The sequence below is a fragment of the Streptomyces sp. AC558_RSS880 genome (genome assembly GCF_019049255.1).
Taxonomy (GTDB): Bacteria; Actinomycetota; Actinomycetes; order Streptomycetales; family Streptomycetaceae; genus Streptomyces.
The window spans coordinates 70,103-88,096 of the sequence record NZ_JAGMUJ010000027.1 but is presented as its reverse complement, the minus strand read 5'-3'; the positions used below and the strand labels follow the sequence as shown (position 1 = coordinate 88,096).

Genomic DNA, 17,994 nt, shown 5'->3' with positions numbered 1-17,994 from the left:
CTGCCGGGTGCACAAATCTCCCCGGTGACCTCCGTCGCTGCGTACCGTACGGGGCGACGGAGGAAGGGGTCACCATGGCCGGACTGCGGCTCGGACCACTGCTGAGGTACATCGACGGCTCGTCCGCGACCATCTGGGTCGAGACCGGCCGACCGGGCACCGTCGGGGTGCGCTGCGCGGACGGCGCCGGCGGGACGGCCGGCACCTTCCGGATCGCGGGTCACCACTACGCACTCGTCCACGTCACCGGTCTCACACCGGGAACGGCCACCCCGTACGAGGTCTTCCTGGACGACACGCGGGTGTGGCCGCCGGCCGAGGACCCCTTCCCGTCGCTCCCGCCGTCCGTCATCCCCACCCCGGGCCCCGGCAACCGGGTGCGCGTCGCGTTCGGCTCCTGCCGCTGGGCCTCGCCGCCCACCGGGGAGCCCGATCCGGTCGGCCCGGACGCCCTGGACGCCCTGGCGAAACGCATCGCCGCCGACCCGGACGGCGAACGCCCCGACGTCCTGCTGCTCCTCGGCGACCAGGTGTACGCCGACGAGACCTCCGACGCCACGCGCGAGTGGCTCGCCGCCCGCCGCGACCTGAACGACCCCCCGGGCGACCAGGTGGCGGACTACGAGGAGTACACCCACCTCTACTACGAGTCCTGGCTCGACCCACAGGTGCGCTGGCTGCTGTCCACCGTGCCCACCTGCATGATCTTCGACGACCACGACGTGATCGACGACTGGAACACCTCCGCCTCCTGGGTCGCCGACATGCGTGCCACGTCGTGGTGGCACAAGCGGGTGCTCAGCGGCCTGATGTCGTACTGGGTGTACCAGCACCTGGGCAACCTCTCCCCCGCCGAGGTCGAGGCCGACCCGCTGTACGCGTCCGTCCGGGCGGCCGACGACGGCACCGACGCGCTGCGCGCCTTCGCCTCCCGGGCCGAGGCGGACGCGGCCACCGTGCGCTGGAGCTACCGGCGCGACTTCGGCCGGGTGCGCCTGGTGATGGTCGACAGCCGCGCGGCCCGCGTCCTGGAGGAGGGCCGGCGCTCCATGCTCGACCGCACCGAGGCCGACTGGCTGCGCGAACAGGCCCTCGACGGGCGTGGCTCCTACGACCATCTGCTCATCGGCACGTCCTTGCCCTGGCTGCTGCCCCACCTGGTGCACGACGTCGAGGCGTGGAGTTCCGTGCTGTGCCGGGGCGACAAGGGCCCCCGCTGGGCGCGGCTCGCGGAGAAGCTGCGGCGCGCGGCGGACCTGGAGCACTGGGCGGCCTTCCCGGAGTCGTTCGGCGAGCTGGCGGAGCTGATCGCCGAGACCGGTACGGGGCCACAGGCGCCGGCGACGGTGTGCGTGCTCTCCGGGGACGTCCATCACGCCTATGTCGCCGAGCCGAGCTGGCCGGGCGGCACCGGACCGGACTCCCGGGTGGTGCAGCTGACCTGCTCTCCCGTCCACAACTCCATTCCGCTGTCGATGAGGCTCGGCTTCCGCGTGGGCTGGGGTGGCGCCGCCCGGCTCCTCGGCCGCCTGTTCGCGCGGCACGGCCGCCTCGCCCCGCCGCCGGTCAGCTGGCGCAAGACGGGCGGGCCCTGGTTCGGCAACCAGCTCATGACGCTGACGACCGAGGGGCGCTCGGCGGTGCTGCGGCTGGAGCACGCGCAGCAGGAGGAGGCCGGGACGCGGCTCAGGAGCGTGACGGAGACCCGGTTGAGCCGGTGAACCTGTGAGTCTGCTGTGCAGCATGGTGCGAATTCGGTCACGTTGTGGGTCATGACGGCGGGAGCGGACGCCGCATCGACCGGCGGGAGCAGGCCGCCCCGACCGGCGGGGCGGGTGCCCGGACCGGCGGGAGTGGGCGTCTCGACCGGGTGGGAGCGGGCGCCTCGACCGGGTGGGAGCAGACGCCGGGACGGTCAAACGAAGGCAAACCCGTGGCCAAATGTTGAACTTGCAAGTATTCGTTAGGGACACCTAACGTGGGTGGTCGACTCGGTTCCGTCCCCCGGACCGGCCCCACCCGGGGGTCGGCCTGACCGAAGGAGACCCCCACATGACCGAACGCCTCAACAGCGCGCAGCCATACGTCCTGGGCATGTTCCGCATCGTCATCGGACTGCTCTTCGCCTGCCACGGCGCCGCTTCCCTGCTCGGCCTGCTCGGCGGCACGGACGGCAACGGCGGCACCGTCGAGACCGGCGCCTGGCCCGGCTGGTACGCGGCCCTGATCCAACTCGTCGGCGGCACCCTGGTCCTGCTCGGCCTCGGCACCCGCGCCGCCGCGTTCATCTCGTCCGGCTCGATGGCCTACGCGTACTTCAAGGTCCACCAGCCCGAGGCCCTGTGGCCGATAGAGAACAGCGGCGAGAGCGCGGCCATGTACTGCTGGGCCATGTTCCTGCTGGTGTTCACCGGCTCCGGAGCCTTCGGCCTGGACCGCCTGCTCACCAGGCGCTCGTCGGCGAACGGCGAACGGGAGGCGGAGCGGACCCCGGTGGCGGCCTGACCGTCCTTCCCGCCGGGCCGCACGGGCGCCCTCTCCCGCACCACGTACGGGCACCCTCTCCCGCATGACGCACGGGTGCCCTCCCCTTATAAGGGGAGGGCACCCTTCTCCTTTGCCCGGGGGAAGGGAAGGGGAACACCGGGCACCGAACACACGAACCCCCCGTGACCTTTCCGTCACTCACCGGGCGTACGCTGTGTGACTGTCATGGGCCACCCCTGCCACTCCTGCCGCTCCCCGCGACGGCGCGGCACGGCGTGACCCGCGGGGGAGCCAGGGGGAGTTCGGGTGGAAAGTCTGGGGTCGCTGGTCGGCAGCCCGTGGATCTATGCGGTGGTGGCCCTCTCGGTCCTGCTCGACGTGTTCCTCCCGGTCCTGCCCAGCGGAGTCCTGGTGATCACCGCGGCCACGGCGGCGGCCGCGGGCACGGCGGCCGACGTGCCCGACATCCTGGTGCTGACGCTGTGCGCCGCCACCGCCTCCGTCCTGGGCGACCTGGTGGCCTACCGCCTCGCCTGGCGCGGCGGCGCCCGTCTGGACAGGGCGATCGCCCGTTCGCGGCGGCTCAAGAGCGCGCAGGAACGTCTCGGCGCGGCGCTCGCCCGGGGCGGCGGCGCTCTCGTCGTCCTCGCCCGCTTCGCCCCGGCCGGACGCTCGGTGGTCTCCCTCGGCGCCGGCGCCGCACGCCACCGCGCCCGCGACTTCCTCCCCTGGTCCGCCTTGGCCGGGCTGTCCTGGGCCGCGTACAGCGTGGCCCTCGGCTACTTCGGCGCCCACTGGCTGGGCGCGACCTGGCTGGCCACGGCGGTGTCGGTGGGCGCGCTGTTCGCGGCGGGGGCGGGGGCGGGATACCTGATGCGGCGGCGACCGCGGCCTTCGGAGGCTTCCTAGGTGTATTGACCCGCAGCATTGTTGATTCGACTGATGGGCGGGTGGCCGCCGAGTGCAGTGTGGCAGCGGTGATGGTTGTAGGTGTGGAGGAACTCCACGAGAGCTGCGGTGCGCTCGGCGTTGCTGGAGTACGGGCGCGCGTACGCCCATTCGTCGAGCAGCGTGCGGTTCAGGCGTTCGACCTTGCCGTTCGTCTGCGGGCGGTACGGTCGGGTGCGTTTGTGGACGATGCCAGCGACGCTCAAGGTCTGGCCGAACAGCTTGGATCGGTAACAGGAGCCGTTGTCGGTTAGGACGCGTTCGACGGTGATGCCGTGTTCGGAGAAGAAGGCGTTCGCGCGTCGCCAGAACGCGGCTGCGGTCTCCTTGCGCTCGTTGGCCAGGACCTCGCTGTAGGCGAGCCGGGAGTGGTCGTCGATGGCTGTGTGGACGAAGCTGTATCCGATGACGGGGCTGCCGCCCTTGCGCGCGTCGGTCGTCGCCTGCCTGTTGGCACCGGCCTGCTGCCGGGGCATGATGCGGTGCCCGCCGCCGTCGGGGATGTTGCCGAGCTTCTTGATATCAACGTGGATCAGCTCGCCGGGGCGTGCGCGTTCGTACCGGCGCATTACCTGGCCGGTGGGCCGGTCCATCCAGCGCAGTCGGTTCAGTCCGTGGCGGGTGAGCACGCGATGGACTGTGGAGGCGGGTGTGCCCAGGATCGGACCGATCCGTGCGGGGCCGAGCTTTCGCTCGCGCCGCAGCGCGCAGACCTGTCTCTCGACGTCTGAGGCAGTGCGGTGCGGGGTAGTCCGGGGCCGACTCGTGCGGTCGAACAGGCCGGTGTCGCCCTCGGTGCGCCAGCGACGTACCCACTTGTAGGCCGTGGCGCGGGAGATGCCCATTTCGTCGGCTACGTGCGCGACGGGGCGACAGGCTCGGACCCGGTCGATCAGAAGTCGTCTGCCGTAGACGGTCAGTCGGGCGTTGGGGTGGGACACGAAGACCTCTGCTGTGGTGCGGATCTTGATCAGCCGTCTGGGCTCAGGCGGGGAGCGCAGGCACGTGAGGCCGCCGACCCGGTGGTCGGCGGCCTATGGCGCTGTGTGGTGGGCGGCGGGGTCAGGCCGCGAGTCGGGTGCCGCGGCGCCAGACGGCGCGTGTGTTGAGGGTGTCGGAGATGGTGCTGGTGGGGTCGCCGTCGATGAGGAGGAGGTCGGCGCGCATACCCTCGGCGATGCGGCCGCGGTCTTCGAGGCCGAAGCGGCGGGCAGTGGTGGCGGTGGCTGCGCGCAGGGCCTGGGCGGGGGTGAGGCCGGCTTGAACCAGGTACTGCAGTTCGTGGTGGACGCTGGCGCCGTGGGCGAGCCCGCCCAGGAAGGGCAGGGGCAGGGAGACGTCGGTGCCGGCCAGCAGGTCCACGCCTGCGTCGGCGAGGGCCTTGACGGTGGCCAGAACGTCTTCGATCTTGCCTTGGGGGTAGTGGCCGAAGGCGGAGCGCAGGGCCTTGTCCCAGTCCGCATCGAGGCGGGTGGCGACGCGCGGATCGTCGGCGAGGTCGCTTCCGGTGATGCCCATCATGGAGGCGTTCAGGACGACGCAGGGCACGACGAACACTCCAGCGGTCTTGACCAGGTTGATGATCTCGTCGGTGTGGGGCTGGTCCATGAAAAGGTGGGCCAGGCCGTCGATACCCGCCTCGATGGCCATACGGGTGGCGTCCACGGTCAGGGCGTGGGCGATGGTGAGCATGCCGTGCTTCTTGGCCTCAGCCACGCCGGCGTTCAAGGTGGCCTGGTCAAGCATGGGCAGGCCCGGATGCCCTTCGACGCTGCCGTCGTCGACCATGAACTTGATGTAGTCCGAGCCGCGTTCGATCAATTGCGGGATGAATGCAACGGCTTCCTCGGGGGTGGTGGAGAACGGCATCAACGGCGGCTCTCCTGCAGGCTTGGCGCCGGGAGGAGGGCCGGGACGGAAACCCTCGGGGAACAGCTCACTGGGGTGGCCGCCCGGAGGGGTGATACCGAAACCGGAGGAACGCACGTCAGCGACGGCATCGTCCTCGCTGATGTGGGCCCGGTTGTCCCGCGTGTTGGTGCCCTGCATCTCCAACTCGGTCGTCACACCGAACCGCAGCGCCAACGCCAGCGCGTCCCGGCTGGTGTGGACGTGCGCGTCGATCAGGCCGGGGAGCAGCGTGGCGCCGCTGCCGTCGACGATCTCGGCCCCTGCCGGGGCGTCGCCGCCGATGCGGGCGATGTGCCCGCCCTCGACGAGCACGGTGGTCACCCCCAGCGGCTTCTCGCCGTCGAAGACCCGGGCACCAGCAATAGCGGTCACGGACATGGCTTACCTCGATCCTGGAGTACGACCCTCCATCTCAATATATGCCTAAAGCTATGTACATGCATAATGGAATGGTTATGCATGTCGACCAAAACTCCCTAGAATGGGCGGCATGAGCAGCTCGTCAACGCCCCGGGAGACCGGCAAGGGCCTCTTCGATCAGGTCGGACCTGCCCTGTCGCGGCTGCGGCGGCGCACCTCGGGCGGACGCAGGGATCTGACCCGCAACCTCGTCCTGAACGTGGTCGCGGACGCGCCCGGCGAGATGACGGTCGGCGGCATCGCCGCCGAGATGGGCGTCACCCAGCCCGTCGCCAGCCGCACCATTGCCGCCTGCATCGCCGACGGACTGCTGCGGCGATCCGCATCCCAGGCAGACGGCCGCCGCACCGTCCTTGAACTCACTCAGGCCGGCCAAACCGAGCGCCGCCGCTTCGCCTCCGAGCAGCGCGAGACCTTTGAGCACATCACCGCTGCATGGGAGCCGACCGAGCGCATGCAGTTCGCCCAGTTCCTCATCCGCTACAGCCAGGACGCCAGCGCCTGGTCCGCCCGGCAGACCCACCGCAGCGACGATGACACGAGTGCCCGCGCACACGACTGAACCACCCCGCAGCGATGTAACGCAGGACCAAAGGGCAGGACCCGCGTCACGCCGCAACATCACCCTCGGGCAAGCTCCCGAAAACCGGACGAAGCGAACCCCTGAGCATTGTCAACAACGCTCGTGGGCAATACACCTAGATCCCGCGGGACCCGACTGCGGGCAGTCGTGCCGCTGGGCCGGTCCGACTGCGGGCAATCGTGCCGCTGGGGCGGCACGGGTGGGCGCAGCGGCACCCCGCAAACGCCGGGCTGCGCCACACCCCCCGCCCGGCACCCGCACCGGCACCGGCACCCGCACCCGCACCCGCACCCGTGGCCCTACCCCGCCGCCCGCCGCGCCGCGCCTCCGCGCACCTCCAGCCCGTCCAGCAACTCGGCCGTCGCCGAGGCGATCGCCTCCACCGCCCGGTCGAACACCTCGCGGTTGTGGGCGGCCGGCGCCCGGAAGCCGGACACCTTCCTCACGTACTGCAGGGCGGCGGCCCGGATCTCCTCTTCCGTGGCCTCCTCGGGCTGCACGGGCGGACGCAGGGTCTTGATACTCCGGCACATACCTTCAGTCTGACGCGCCCTCTCAGTGACTCGCCACCCAAAATCGAACAGGCGTATTATTGAGGCGTGGCTGCGACCTATGACTTTCCGAATGACCTCCTCGCCGGTCAGGAGGAACTGCACCAGGTCAGGGCCGAGTTGTCGGCCCTGCTGAAGCGGCTCCCCTGGTCGGTCGAACCTCTCGACGGGTTCAGCGACGACAACGGCTGGCGCAAGATCGAGCGCCCCGCCTCGCCCGGCTGGACCGCCGACGAACAGGCCGAGGTGGAGAAGCTCCGACAACGGGAGCACGAACTCGCGGTGTTCGTCAGCACCCACCGCCACTGGGCCGAACTCACCGGCGCCGACCGCGTGCACGCCCGCTCCCGGCTGAAGCACGCCCGCGAGGACACGGGGGAGTCCGCGTAGGGCCGCGAGGACAAGGGCGGCGGGACGGGGGGAGACACGGAGGCACAACGGCAAGGGCCCCCGGAGCAACTCCGGAGGCCCTGTGTCCCGGTGGGCGCGGACGGTTTCGAACCGCCGACATCCTGCTTGTAAGGCAGGCGCTCTACCCCTGAGCTACGCACCCGAGGCCCAGGCCGTGTGCCCAGGTCGAGTGGACAGCCTACGTGACTCCGCTCCCCCACCTGAAGAGGGGGGCTTCCAACCCGAGGGTTGCGGTCCAGCCCGAACCGGTCCCTTGCGGGACGAAGGGAAAGTACCACAGACCAGGGAAGCGATTCCCCCACCGGCGATCACCGGGGGATATCCCCACCCCGGATCCGCCAGCCGCCCGGATCCCCCGGCTGACCCCCGGTCCGTACGGTCGAAGAGCGCTCGGACACCGCCGGAGAGCGCCACCGTCCGTCCCAGGGGGAGACCGTCATGACCCGCACCACCCGGATCACCCGCACCGCCCGCACCACCGGCTCCGCCTCCGGCGCCCGTGCCGCGTGGACACGCGCCCTCGCCCTCACCGGGGCCACCGTGGTGATCGTCGCGGGCGTGAGCGCCTGCGGGGCATCGGCCACCGACGACGACGAGCCCGACCGCCGGTCCTTCGACCTGCCCGGCAGGACCCTCACCATCGACTCCGACGAATCCGCCCTCGAGATCGTCGCCGCGGACGAGAACGCCCCGGGCAAGGTCGAGGTCACCCGGTGGTTCCAGGGCACCGTCGCCGTCGGCTCGGACCCGAAGGTCACCTGGTCCATGGACGGCGACCGGCTGGTGCTGCGGGAGAAGTGCTCCGGGATCGTCGCCGACTGCTCCACCAAGCACCGCATCGAGGTGCCCCGCGGAGTCTCCGTCGAGGTCGAGGAGAAGGACGGCAGCGTGCGGGCGCGGGGCTTCCGCGACGCGCTGAGCATCCGCACGACGGACGGTTCGGTCCATGTCACGGACTCCACCGGGCCGCTGGAACTGCGCACCGGTGACGGGTCCGTACGCGCGGAGGTCTCCTCCCGTACGGTGCGCACCCACAGCGGTGACGGCTCGGTCCGCCTCGAACTGGCCGCCGTACCCGACCTGGTGGACTCCCGCAGCGGCGACGGTTCCCTGACGATCGACCTGCCGCGTGCCTCCTACCGTGTGGACACCGAGACCGGTGACGGCGCCGAGGACGTGTCCGTGCCCCGCGACGACTCCAGCTCCCACGTGGTGACCGCGCGCACCGGCGACGGCAAACTCACCGTCCGCACGGCGAACTGACCGACCCGTGTCTTCGTCTTCTGCCGGTGGGAGAATGACATCGGGCAGGGCGAACGACAGTACGGGAGAGGGATGTGACGGCGACACCAGCGCAGCCGCACTCGCCGTCGGAACCGCGCGTGCCTCGTGCGCGTCGTGCCGTACCTCCTCTTCCTCTTCGGCCGGGTGTCCGCCGGGCGCCCGGCGCGCTGCGGGACGTGCTCGCCCTCGTGGGGCTGCCGCTGGTCGCGGCGCTGGTGCTGCCCGCCGCGGTCACCGGGGGCGGGACGCGGCGCTGGTTCGGCGGGCGGGCCGAGAACCAGCGGGCCGAGGCGCAGGCCGCCAAGGACGCGGCGGCGGCCGCCTTCTACGAACTCGACACCGCCCAGCGCGACCTGCGGATCTCCATCGAGACGATCACCGCTGTCGACGCCTCCCCCGCCGCCCGCCGCGCCGTCGCCGACTTCGAGGCGCTCGGCCGGCGCATCGACGAGGCCAGCCGCCAGTACATCAGCGCCGTCGACGCCCATGACCTGGACCGCGACGATCTGGAGGCCTCGGCCGCCTCCCGGGCCCGCGACCGGCTGACCGCCGCCAAGGACGAGCTCGACCGGGTCAAGCAGGAACTGGACCGGTTCGCCGACGGGCTCGGCTCCCTTCTCGACAAGGCCGAGACCCAGCTCGCCCGGCTCGCACCCGCCGTCGAACGCGCCCGGCAGGCACTGCTCGCCGCCTCGAACGCCCTCGACACCACCCGTGGATCGGGTCTGAGGGCCGACGACCTCGCCGCCCGGCTCGCCGCGCTCTCCCCGGAACTGACCAAGCTGAACCAGGGCGCGGGACAGCACGGCGTGCCGGGAACCCTGGAGCGGGCCGAACGGGTCACGCGTGAGGCCGAGGCGGTCCGCGTCGAAGCCGAACGGCTGCCGGAACGGGCCGCCGAGATCGACCACCGGCTGGTCTCCCTGCGCACCCGTGCCCAGGCCCTCACCACCCGCTCCGAACAGGTCGAACCGGTCCTCAGCGAACTGCGCCGGCGCTTCACCGCCGCCTGCTGGCAGGACCTGCAGCACGTCCCCGACGTCGCTTCGGAGAACGTGGGACAGGCGGAAGCGAGACTCGCCGAGGCCCGGGCGGCCCGCGAGGAGCAGCGCTGGGCGGACGCCACCGCTCTGCTGTCGACCGCGCGGGCGCTGCTGAACACGACCGACGAGGCGGTGTCGGCCGCCGGTGACCGACTGCGGCGGCTGAACGCGGTGCAGAAGGATCCCGGGCAGGAGATCGAGCGCACCCGCTTCGCCATCCGGGACGCCCAGCGTCTGGCCATGGCCGGCCGCAACACCCCCGACCCGCGTCACGCCCGCCCCCTGGACGACGCCGTGGCCCGTCTGGAGCGAGCCGTCGCCGGGCTGGAGGGCCGCCATCCCGACTACTGGCACTTCCTGACGGAGACGGAGGAGGTACGGGCGGCGGTGAGCCGTGTGGTGGCCCGGATCCGGGAGGAACGCGGCGCCGCCGCCCACTGACCGTCCCCGTGCCGGCCGAGCCGGTTAACCTGTGCCCATGCCTCGCTACGAGTACCGCTGCCGGACCTGCGGCGACACCTTCGAACTGAGCCGCCCCATGGCGGAGTCCTCCGCGCCCGCGGCCTGCCCGGCGGGACACGACGACACGGTCAAGCTCCTCTCCACGGTCGCGGTGGCCGGTACCGCCGCGGCCCCGGCTCCCCGCGCGGGCGGTGGTGGCGGCTGCTGCGGTGGCGGCTGCTGCGGCTGATCCCCGACGGAGGCCACGGCACCGGACGTCAGCTGCCGAGGTAGCGCAGCACCGCGAGCACCCTGCGTGAATAGCCCTCACCTCCGGTCAGTCCGAGCTTGTCGAAGATCGCGTTGGTGTGTTTCTCCACCGCGCTCTGCGAGATGTGCAGCCGCTGCGCGATGGCCGCGTTGGTGTGCCCCTGCGCCATCTCGGCCAGCACCGCCTGCTCCCGCGCGGTGAGACGGGCGAGCGGGTCGGTGTGCGTCGTGCGGCCGAGCAGCTGCCGTACGACCTCCGGATCGAAGGCGGCGCGCCCCTGCGACACCCGCTCCAGGGCGTCCAGGAACTCGTCGACCTGGACGACACGGTCCTTGAGCAGATAGCCGACTCCTTCCGACTCACCGGTCAGCAGTTCGGTCGCGTACCGCTTCTCCACGTACTGCGAGAGCACCAGCACCCCCACGGACGGCCAGCGCCGGCGGATCTCCAGGGCCGCGCGCAGTCCTTCGTCGGTGTGGGTGGGCGGCATCCGCACATCGGCGACCACCACGTCAGGCGGGTCCTCGGCGACCGCCCTCAGCAGCAGTTCCGCGTTGCCGACGGCGGCCAGCACCTGATGCCCCTCCTCCGCCAGCAGCCGCACCAGGCCCTCTCTGAGCAGGGTGGAGTCCTCGGCCAGGATCAGGCGCACGGCAGCTCCGCGGTCACCAGGGTCGGTCCGCCCGGCGGACTGCGCACCTCCAGATGCCCGTCGAGTGCGGCGACACGCCGGGCGAGCCCGAACAGTCCGCTGCCCGTCGCGTTCGCACCGCCCCGGCCGTCGTCCTCGACACTCACGTACACCACTCCTTCCTTCGATCCGACCTCGACCGCTATCCGGGTCGGCGTCGCGTGCTTCACCGCGTTGGTGACGGCCTCGCAGACGACGAAGTAGACGACGGTCCCCACCGCCCGCTCGGGCTCCCCGGTGAGCCCGTACTCCACCCGTACCGGGACGGAGGCCCGCTCGGCGACCGTCTCCAGCGCCGCCCGCAGCCCTGCCTCGTCCAGTGTGGTGGGGTAGACCCGCCACGCCACCTCGCGCAGGTCGTCCAGGGCGTGCCGGCTCTCCTCGTGCGCCTGGCGCAGCAGCCGGTCCGTGCGGGCCGGGTCCTCGCTGCGCAGGGCGCGGCCGAGCAGCATGCCGAGCGCGACCAGACGCTGCTGCACTCCGTCGTGCAGATCCCGCTCGATGCGCCGCCGCTCGTCGTTCACCGCGTCGACCACGGCCGCGCGGCTCGCGGACAGTTCGGCGATGCGCCGCTCCAGCTCCTCCTGGTGGCGGGGCCCGAGCAGGCGGTGGGCCAGCTTCCCCTCCAGCTCGGCCACGGCGAGTATCCCCTGCACGGCGAGGAAGAGCAGGAAGAGGCCGCCGAGGGACGTGTAGACGATCGACGCGGTGTTCCGTACGTCGTCGACCAGCAGCCAGAGGTACGTCCAGGACGTGCCGTACCCGAGGCCGATCGCCACCGAGAGCATCACCACCGCGCCCAGTACGCCCAGCGCCCAACGGCACGCCAGGTACCCCAGGGCCTGTGTGTCCTCGTACGCGGGCGAGGTGTGCACCCCCAGCCAGATCCGCAGCCGTGCGCGCTCCGGTTCCGTCAGTTTCCGCGCGCCCGCGAGGACCGGGCGGAGCACGGTGCGACGACCGCGCGGCCAGGCCACGACGGGCAGCAGGAGCAGGCCGGCCAGAACCGTGTAGAGCAGCTCGACGACGGCCGCGGCGGCGCCCCACATCAGCCCCACCGCGCACCGCACCACGCGCCGCACCGTGTCTCGCATGATCGCGAGGCTAGTCGGGCGCGGCAGGGGAGCGCACTGCGGAAAACCGCAATTGCGGCTGTGGAGTACCGCAGGGCATCGTGCGGCTTTCCTCAGCGCTCCTTCAGCTCCGGTTTTCTAGCGTGGCAGGCATGACAGCCATCGCAGTGCACACGATCGCAGCGGCAGCGGACGAAAGTGCCGGACCGCAGTGGGTCAACGACCTCATGGACGCCATGGGCGCCCCCGGGGCCGGCCTCGCCATCGCACTGGAGAACCTCTTCCCTCCCATCCCCAGCGAGGTGATCCTGCCGCTGGCGGGATTCGCCGCGAGCAGTGGGCGGATGGGTCTGCTCGCCGTGCTGCTGTGGACGACCGCAGGCTCGGTGGTCGGCGCGCTCGCGCTGTACGGAGTGGGCGCGCTGCTCGGCCGGGACCGGACGGTGGCGATAGCGGGGCGGCTGCCGTTGGTGAAGGTCGCGGACATCGAGAGGACGGAGGCCTGGTTCCTGCGGCACGGGCCGAAAGCGGTGTTCTTCGGCCGGATGATTCCGCTCTTCCGCAGTTTCATATCGGTGCCGGCCGGCGTGGAGCGCATGCGGCTGCCGCTGTTCCTCGGTCTGACCACACTGGGCAGCGCGATCTGGAACATCGCGTTCGTGCTCGCGGGGTACGTGCTGGGGGACAACTGGGAGCAGGTGTCGACCATCGTGTCGGCGTACTCGAAGGTGGTCCTCGGCGTGGCCGCGCTGGCCTTGGTGGCGTTCGTGGTCCTGCGGCTGCTGCGCTCGGGCGACGGCCGCCGTCGGCGGGACGGGCGAGCGGGCACGGATCACATACGCCCGTCGTCCGCCGCCGGCGCCGAGCACGCCGACGGGAGCGCGCCCGTCCACGGGTACGACTCCGCCGACACGATGAGCCTGCGACGCCACCGCTGACGCCCCGGCCGCATGGCCTCTCGGTCGCACGGTCCCACCAAGGCGGCCGCGCGGTCCCACCAAGGCGGCCGCGCGGTCCCGCCGAGGCGGTCGCGCGGTCCCGCCGAGGCGGTCGCGCGGTCTCACCGAGGTGAGCGCACCGCCTGCAGGAACTCGCGCAGGATGCGCTCGCCGGCCAGGACGCCCCGCTCGGGGAGAGCCCTGATCGCGGGGGCCGTCCAGTCGGCGTCGGCGAGTTCGCCGTGACCGGGGCGCCAGCCCTGGTCCACGGCGAGGAGCAGGTCGGCGTCGAGGAGGGAGTCGCCGGCGGCGAGGGTGAGATCGGCGCCGGTGCGGCGGGCGACCTCGTGCATGGCCGCGCTCTTGGTGAGGGGCTTGGGCACGGCGTAGATCTTGCGGCCCTGGAGGGACACGGTCCAGCCGCGGTTCTCCGCCCACTCCCCGAGTTCCTTCACCCACTCCTCGCGCAGCAGTTCCCGCTCGACGACGAGGTAGGCGAAGAGGTCCTCGGCGACCCGGTGCTTGCGCACCCAGACCGGGTCGGCGGTCCGCAGCAGATGTTCCTGCACCTCGGACAGCGGGGCGCACTCGTCGGCCAGGCGGGCGAGCACCCGGGCGTGCCAGTCCCGGTCGGACACGCCGTCGACGAGGAGGTGCCCGCCGTTGGCGCAGATCGCGTAGGTCGGCGGCGGGCCGGGGAGGTTGATGCGCTGGTACTGCTTGCGCGTGCGGGTCGTCGTGGGGACGAACACGGCCTCGTCGCCGAGGTCGGTGAGGAGCCGGGCCGCCATCTCCGTCATATAGGACAGGGGCTTGCTCTCGTGGACCTCCACGCACAGCAGCCGGGGTGCCCGCGCGTCCGGCATGGTCAGGGCGAGGGCGGCGGCGGAGTAGATGAGGGTGCGGTCGAGGTCGCTGGCGACGATGACGGGCATCAGCCGGTCACCGCCTTGCCGTCGGCGCCGGTGGCGCCACGGGTGTAGCGGGGGTGGATCAGTCCGACGCAGGTGTAGGGGAGTCCGTCGACCTCTTCGACGGGGACGCCCCGCTGCTGAGCGAGGAGGCGTACGTGGTCGAGGTCGCTGCCGGCTCCGGCCCGGGCGAGCACCTTCCAGGGCACCCGGCGCAACAGCACCCGGGTGGTCTCGCCGACTCCGGGCTTGACGAGGTTCACGTCATGGATGCCGTACTCCTCGCTGATGCGTTCGACCGCCGCCCAGCCCTCCCAGGTGGGGGTGCGGTCGGTGGAGAGCAGTTCCTTGGCCTGGGCGCAGGCGGCGTCGGTGACCTCCGGGAAGCGGGCGGCCACGGCGTCCAGGAAGGCCACCGAGAGGTCGGCGCCGGCGAGTTCGCGGTAGAACTTGGCGCCGTGGAAGTCGTGCGGGCCGACCAGGTCGGCGCGGAGCACGGTGCGTGAGATCAGGCCGGACACCGTGGAGTTGAGGCAGGCGGAGGGGATCAGATAGTCCTCGCGGGTGCCGTAGGTGCGGACGCAGGAGCCGGGGTCGGCCAGGACCGCGATCTCCGGGTCGAAGCCGGTGACCCCCTCGGCCTTCTCGAACTCCTCGATCGCCTGGGCGAGTTCGCGGGTGATGGCGCCCTTGCCGGTCCAGCCGTCGACGAAGACCACGTCCCGGGGGTCGTGGTGGGCGGCCAGCCAGCGCAGCGCGTTGGCGTCGATGCCCCGGCCGCGGACGATCGAGACAGCGTAGTGAGGGAGGTCGAGACGGTGGCGGTGCTGCGCCCAGCGGCGCATCAGGATGCCCACGGGGGTGCCCGCGCGGGCCAGGGAGACGAGCACCGGGCGGGGGGACCGTTCGGCGAGCACGGTCTCGGTGACCACGCCCACCGCGTGGGCCAGGCGGGCCGCCGACTCGTTCAGGGCCGCGTGGAACAGTTCCTGGTACTGCTCGCTCGGCTGGTACTCCACGGGCAGCGACTCCGCGTAGTGGGCGCCGCCGCTCTGGATGGCCTCCTCGCGCTCCTCGGTCGGCGCCTCCAGCGTCACGTCCGAGAGGTCCTGGAGCAGCCAGCCGACCTCCTCGGGCGCGTACGAGGAGAAGGCGGGGCCTCTGAGGGGCTCGGGCAGCATGGTGGCGGGCCTTTCGGGGGCGTCCGGTCGGGCGTCCTTGGGAGCGGTGTCCTGCGGTGCGGGCACGTACGACGGTACGACCGCGAGGAGGACCTGCGGAGTGTGCGCGGCGAGCCGGGCGAGCAGGCCGTCGGGCGCGTGCAGTGCGGGGGTGTCGGCCGCCGAGTCGACGACGGCGACGACGGCGTCGAAGCCGCCGCCGGCGACGTTGTAGGCGTAGCGCTCGCCGGGGCCGTCGGCGGGGTCGTCGTGGGCGGGGAAGACCAGGCGGGTGCGTATCGCGTAGCCGGGGTCGTCGACGGCGAGGACGGGCGAGCGGGTGGTGGTGGAGAAGCGTATGTCGGCGCCGGTGGTCCGCTCCAGCTCGCCGGCGAGGCGCAGCGGGGCGTACATCAGCTCCTCGAAGCCGAGGACGAGGACGCGGTGCGCGTCATCGGGGAGTGCCTCCGCGAGGCGGGCGGCCATGTCGGGGAGTGCGTGTTCGAGGCGGGCCCGGTGCGCGGGGGTGAAGCCGTGGCGGCCGCCGTCGGGGAGGCCGGAGGGCCAGCGCAGGTCCACTTGCGTGGCGCGGCCGGGTCCGTCGGCCGGATGCGGGCCGGACGCGGCTGGTCGCGCCCACGCGGCGGCAGCCGCGGATTCGACCACGCCCCGCGCCCCTGGGGGGGACATCCGAGCGTCGGCTTCCTGGCTGACGGTGCCGGCGGCTCCCTCGAGGGGCGCGGGGGGCTGCGCGGCCGGCCCCGACGGGCCCGCAGACGCCCGGCTGCCGCCCCTCGCGGCGCTCTCGTACTGCGCCACCAAGGACTGGCCCTTCTCCAGGACGCCGTCAGGCAACCGCACCGTCCCCGACGCGGTCGTCACCAGGTCGATGCGCGCCCCGATCTCGCGGGCGAACTCGTCCAGCCGCCCGGCGTCGGCGGGCGAGCGCATGTCGACGAGCGCGACCACCACGTACCGCCGCCGCGGATACCGCGCGTGAAGGTCCCGGACGGTGTTCAGCACCGTGTTCCCCGTGGAGAACTCGTCGTCGACCAGGACCAGCGGGCCGTCCCCGGCCAGCAGCGACGGGTCCTCCGGGAGCAGCAGGTGGGACGTGGCGTGGGAGTGGGATTCCTCGAAGCCGCCGGCCGTGGCGGTCCCCACGACCGGGCGGCGGGTGGAGTGCAGGTAGGGGGCGACGCCCAGGCCGTCGGCGACCGAGTGACCGAGGCCGGTCGCGGTCTCCGCGTAGCCGAGGACGACCGCGCCGTCCGCCTCGTCGCCCAGCAGCTCGCGCACCCTGCGGCCGAGCGTGACGCCGTGGCCGTACACGACGGACGGCGACTGGGGGACGTGCTTGCCGAGGACGTTGGACACCAGCAGGTGGGCCCGCTTGGGGTTGCGGCGCAGCGCCAGCCCCAGCAGCCCGGGCAGGCTCTCGTCCCCGGCCAGCTCGACGCCGAGCCGCTCCGTGACCCAGCTGCCGGACCACATGTCCTCGCCGGCCCGCGTTCCGTGACGCACCGGGTGGCGCATCCCCTCGTTCACAGCCTTCTCCGTCCCGGTCACTCGGCCAGACCCGCCGCGAGCAGTTCCACGAAGCCGATGTCCTCGTTGGCGACGCCGAAGACCTCGGCGCGCAGCAGGGTCCGCTCGGCCCAGGCGCGGTGGGGTTTCACCTCGTTCATCTTGTTCGTGTAGGCCGACCTGAGTACACCCCCGCCGCCGCGTTCCGGCCGGAGGATGTCCTGGGCGTCGCTGAACTCCTCGTGGCTGACGACGGACAGCGCGTGCACGGGGAGGACGTGCGAGGGGTGGATGCAGGTCTTGCCCAGCAGGCCGTTGGCCCGGTCGAGGGAGATCTCGCGCAGCAGGCCGTCCATGGCGTGTTCGATCAGCTTCTCGCGCAGTGCCACGGCCTGCACCCCGTGGAAGGGGCTCTGCCGCAGAAGTGGCTTGAACATGCGTTCCTGGACCCGGAAGTACTCCCAGACCGGCCCCGTCACGGTGAACCCCGTGCCGTCGGCCCGGGCCAGCATGTTCACCACGTCGGAGATCACGGAGGCGACGACCTGGATGTCGTACGCCGTCATGTCGGGGCCTCGGCGCAGCCCGTAGGAGGAGCAGAAGTCGGTCACGCCGAGGCGCAGCGCGAGCACGCGGTCGCGGTACTTGTCGACGGCGCGGAAGATGCCCTCGAGGGTCTCGACGCGGGACTCGCGGTAGAGCAGCTCGGGCGACTCCAGCACCGGCATGGCGAATAGCCTGCGGCCGCTCTCGGCCTCGGCGATGGCCAGCGCCTCCAGGAACGGCAGGCCGCGTTCCGCGGTGAACTTCGGCAGTACGAATCCGGACAGCAGCGAGACGGCGGGGCCGAGGCGGCGGACGAGGTCGGGGATCTGTTCGGGGGTGCGGACCCGGATGAACAGCAGCGGCAGATCCGCCCCGGGCCGCCCGGCCAGGTCCGCGAACTGCCGTACGAGGTTCTCCTCACCGGCGGTCACGTCGGCGTCGTCGATGGAGTCCTCCAGGCACAGCACCATGGAGACCACACCGCGTTCGCCCTGCTTGACGACGTCGTCGGCGAGCCGGGGCCGGGTCGCGGGGCTGTAGAGCGTGGCCCCGAGGGCCGCGGAGAGCAACCGGGCCGGGGAATCCGGCGTGAACTCGCCGGGCTCCTGATAGAAGAGACGTTTCCGCACCGCAGGGGCGAGGTGCCCGAAATGACGCATAGAACTCCCCCGTGGCCTCTCTGAATCTCTGGAATCTCTGGAATGTCGGTAGGTGGCCGGTAATAGTACGTAGGGATCCATGTCGACGGTTCCCGCGGGGCATGAACTTCAGGTGACCCGGCCGTGTCGACCCCAACCC

Annotated in this window: 17 protein-coding genes and 1 tRNA gene; 9 read left to right on the top strand and 9 right to left on the bottom strand. The window is 71.9% G+C overall.

The features are described from left to right. The first annotated feature begins 74 nt into the window (after positions 1–74). The 3 genes from KUM38_RS10215 (at position 75) to KUM38_RS10205 (ending at position 3,396) form a co-directional block, all read left to right on the top strand. Positions 75–1,721: an alkaline phosphatase D family protein gene (locus KUM38_RS10215; RefSeq protein ID WP_217128984.1), complete on the top strand. Its 1,647-nt coding sequence runs from the start codon at positions 75–77 to the stop codon at positions 1,719–1,721. 331 nt (positions 1,722–2,052) lie between these two features. Further along, positions 2,053–2,505, top strand: a complete 453-nt coding sequence (locus KUM38_RS10210) for a DoxX family protein (protein WP_217128983.1) — start codon at positions 2,053–2,055, stop codon at positions 2,503–2,505. A 288-nt stretch (positions 2,506–2,793) separates the two neighbouring features. Then, the gene (locus tag KUM38_RS10205) at positions 2,794–3,396 is read left to right on the top strand and encodes a DedA family protein (RefSeq protein ID WP_217128982.1); all 603 of its coding nucleotides are present in this window, start codon (positions 2,794–2,796) and stop codon (positions 3,394–3,396) included. Here KUM38_RS10205 and KUM38_RS10200 read toward each other — a convergent pair. After that, a complete protein-coding gene (locus KUM38_RS10200; protein WP_217128981.1) occupies positions 3,393–4,376 on the bottom strand; it encodes an IS481 family transposase in 984 nt (327 codons plus the stop codon). The genes KUM38_RS10205 and KUM38_RS10200 overlap by 4 nt on opposite strands. Before the next feature lie 121 nt (positions 4,377–4,497). Beyond that, positions 4,498–5,724, bottom strand: coding sequence for an amidohydrolase family protein (locus tag KUM38_RS10195; protein WP_217128980.1), 1,227 nt, complete (start codon positions 5,722–5,724; stop codon positions 4,498–4,500). 112 nt (positions 5,725–5,836) lie between these two features. Between KUM38_RS10195 and KUM38_RS10190 the strand changes: the two genes are divergently transcribed. Further along, positions 5,837–6,328, top strand: coding sequence for a MarR family winged helix-turn-helix transcriptional regulator (locus KUM38_RS10190; RefSeq protein ID WP_217128979.1), 492 nt, complete (start codon positions 5,837–5,839; stop codon positions 6,326–6,328). 320 nt (positions 6,329–6,648) lie between these two features. On the opposite strand, the gene KUM38_RS10185 is transcribed toward KUM38_RS10190, so the two are convergent. Continuing rightward, positions 6,649–6,882, bottom strand: a complete 234-nt coding sequence (locus KUM38_RS10185; RefSeq protein WP_217128978.1) for a DUF2277 domain-containing protein — start codon at positions 6,880–6,882, stop codon at positions 6,649–6,651. 66 nt (positions 6,883–6,948) lie between these two features. On the opposite strand from KUM38_RS10185, the gene KUM38_RS10180 reads away from it, so the two are divergent. After that, positions 6,949–7,290: a hypothetical protein gene (locus tag KUM38_RS10180; protein ID WP_217128977.1), complete on the top strand. Its 342-nt coding sequence runs from the start codon at positions 6,949–6,951 to the stop codon at positions 7,288–7,290. A 91-nt stretch (positions 7,291–7,381) separates the two neighbouring features. Here KUM38_RS10180 and KUM38_RS10175 read toward each other — a convergent pair. Next, positions 7,382–7,453: transfer RNA gene (locus tag KUM38_RS10175), tRNA-Val, on the bottom strand. Between the two features lie 296 nt (positions 7,454–7,749). Here KUM38_RS10175 and KUM38_RS10170 point away from each other — a divergent pair. The 3 genes from KUM38_RS10170 (at position 7,750) to KUM38_RS10160 (ending at position 10,329) form a co-directional block, all read left to right on the top strand. Further along, complete coding sequence (locus KUM38_RS10170) at positions 7,750–8,574, top strand: DUF4097 family beta strand repeat-containing protein (RefSeq protein ID WP_217128976.1); 825 nt, start codon at positions 7,750–7,752, stop codon at positions 8,572–8,574. Between the two features lie 74 nt (positions 8,575–8,648). Continuing rightward, positions 8,649–10,079, top strand: a complete 1,431-nt coding sequence (locus tag KUM38_RS10165; RefSeq protein ID WP_217128975.1) for a hypothetical protein — start codon at positions 8,649–8,651, stop codon at positions 10,077–10,079. A 37-nt stretch (positions 10,080–10,116) separates the two neighbouring features. Beyond that, the gene (locus tag KUM38_RS10160; RefSeq protein WP_217128974.1) at positions 10,117–10,329 is read left to right on the top strand and encodes a zinc ribbon domain-containing protein; all 213 of its coding nucleotides are present in this window, start codon (positions 10,117–10,119) and stop codon (positions 10,327–10,329) included. A 28-nt stretch (positions 10,330–10,357) separates the two neighbouring features. On the opposite strand, the gene KUM38_RS10155 is transcribed toward KUM38_RS10160, so the two are convergent. Together KUM38_RS10155 and KUM38_RS10150 are read right to left on the bottom strand one after the other, a co-directional pair. Then, on the bottom strand, positions 10,358–11,002 hold the full coding sequence (locus tag KUM38_RS10155; protein WP_217128973.1) for a response regulator transcription factor: 645 nt from the start codon (positions 11,000–11,002) through the stop codon (positions 10,358–10,360). Next, complete coding sequence (locus tag KUM38_RS10150) at positions 10,993–12,135, bottom strand: sensor histidine kinase (RefSeq protein WP_217128972.1); 1,143 nt, start codon at positions 12,133–12,135, stop codon at positions 10,993–10,995. The genes KUM38_RS10155 and KUM38_RS10150 overlap by 10 nt, the downstream gene beginning before the upstream one ends. A gap of 131 nt (positions 12,136–12,266) precedes the next feature. Between KUM38_RS10150 and KUM38_RS10145 the strand changes: the two genes are divergently transcribed. Continuing rightward, on the top strand, positions 12,267–13,052 hold the full coding sequence (locus KUM38_RS10145; protein ID WP_217128971.1) for a DedA family protein: 786 nt from the start codon (positions 12,267–12,269) through the stop codon (positions 13,050–13,052). Between the two features lie 122 nt (positions 13,053–13,174). On the opposite strand, the gene KUM38_RS10140 is transcribed toward KUM38_RS10145, so the two are convergent. Genes KUM38_RS10140 through KUM38_RS10130 form a run of 3 tightly spaced genes read right to left on the bottom strand, consistent with a single transcriptional unit; the run spans position 13,175 to position 17,855 of the window. After that, positions 13,175–13,987, bottom strand: coding sequence for an HAD family hydrolase (locus tag KUM38_RS10140; protein ID WP_217128970.1), 813 nt, complete (start codon positions 13,985–13,987; stop codon positions 13,175–13,177). Beyond that, a complete protein-coding gene (locus KUM38_RS10135; protein WP_217129003.1) occupies positions 13,987–16,659 on the bottom strand; it encodes a phosphoribosyltransferase in 2,673 nt (890 codons plus the stop codon). The genes KUM38_RS10140 and KUM38_RS10135 overlap by 1 nt, the downstream gene beginning before the upstream one ends. 29 nt (positions 16,660–16,688) lie before the next feature. Then, positions 16,689–17,855 carry an HpcH/HpaI aldolase/citrate lyase family protein gene (locus KUM38_RS10130; RefSeq protein ID WP_217128969.1) on the bottom strand — a complete coding sequence of 389 codons (1,167 nt, stop codon included), beginning with the start codon at positions 17,853–17,855 and terminating at the stop codon, positions 16,689–16,691. Between the last annotated feature and the right edge of the window lie 139 nt (positions 17,856–17,994).

What these genes read in the sequence shown, in the direction of transcription:
- KUM38_RS10215 (WP_217128984.1), top strand. Translation starts at nt 75, where the DNA reads ATGGCCGGACTGCGGCTCGGACCACTGCTGAGGTACATCGACGGCTCG.
- KUM38_RS10210 (WP_217128983.1), top strand. Translation starts at nt 2,053, where the DNA reads ATGACCGAACGCCTCAACAGCGCGCAGCCATACGTCCTGGGCATGTTC.
- KUM38_RS10195 (WP_217128980.1), bottom strand. Translation starts at nt 5,724, where the DNA reads ATGTCCGTGACCGCTATTGCTGGTGCCCGGGTCTTCGACGGCGAGAAG.
- KUM38_RS10190 (WP_217128979.1), top strand. Translation starts at nt 5,837, where the DNA reads ATGAGCAGCTCGTCAACGCCCCGGGAGACCGGCAAGGGCCTCTTCGAT.
- KUM38_RS10185 (WP_217128978.1), bottom strand. Translation starts at nt 6,882, where the DNA reads ATGTGCCGGAGTATCAAGACCCTGCGTCCGCCCGTGCAGCCCGAGGAG.
- KUM38_RS10170 (WP_217128976.1), top strand. Translation starts at nt 7,750, where the DNA reads ATGACCCGCACCACCCGGATCACCCGCACCGCCCGCACCACCGGCTCC.
- KUM38_RS10160 (WP_217128974.1), top strand. Translation starts at nt 10,117, where the DNA reads ATGCCTCGCTACGAGTACCGCTGCCGGACCTGCGGCGACACCTTCGAA.
- KUM38_RS10150 (WP_217128972.1), bottom strand. Translation starts at nt 12,135, where the DNA reads ATGCGAGACACGGTGCGGCGCGTGGTGCGGTGCGCGGTGGGGCTGATG.
- KUM38_RS10145 (WP_217128971.1), top strand. Translation starts at nt 12,267, where the DNA reads ATGACAGCCATCGCAGTGCACACGATCGCAGCGGCAGCGGACGAAAGT.
- KUM38_RS10140 (WP_217128970.1), bottom strand. Translation starts at nt 13,987, where the DNA reads ATGCCCGTCATCGTCGCCAGCGACCTCGACCGCACCCTCATCTACTCC.
- KUM38_RS10135 (WP_217129003.1), bottom strand. Translation starts at nt 16,659, where the DNA reads ATGCGCCACCCGGTGCGTCACGGAACGCGGGCCGGCGAGGACATGTGG.
- KUM38_RS10130 (WP_217128969.1), bottom strand. Translation starts at nt 17,855, where the DNA reads ATGCGTCATTTCGGGCACCTCGCCCCTGCGGTGCGGAAACGTCTCTTC.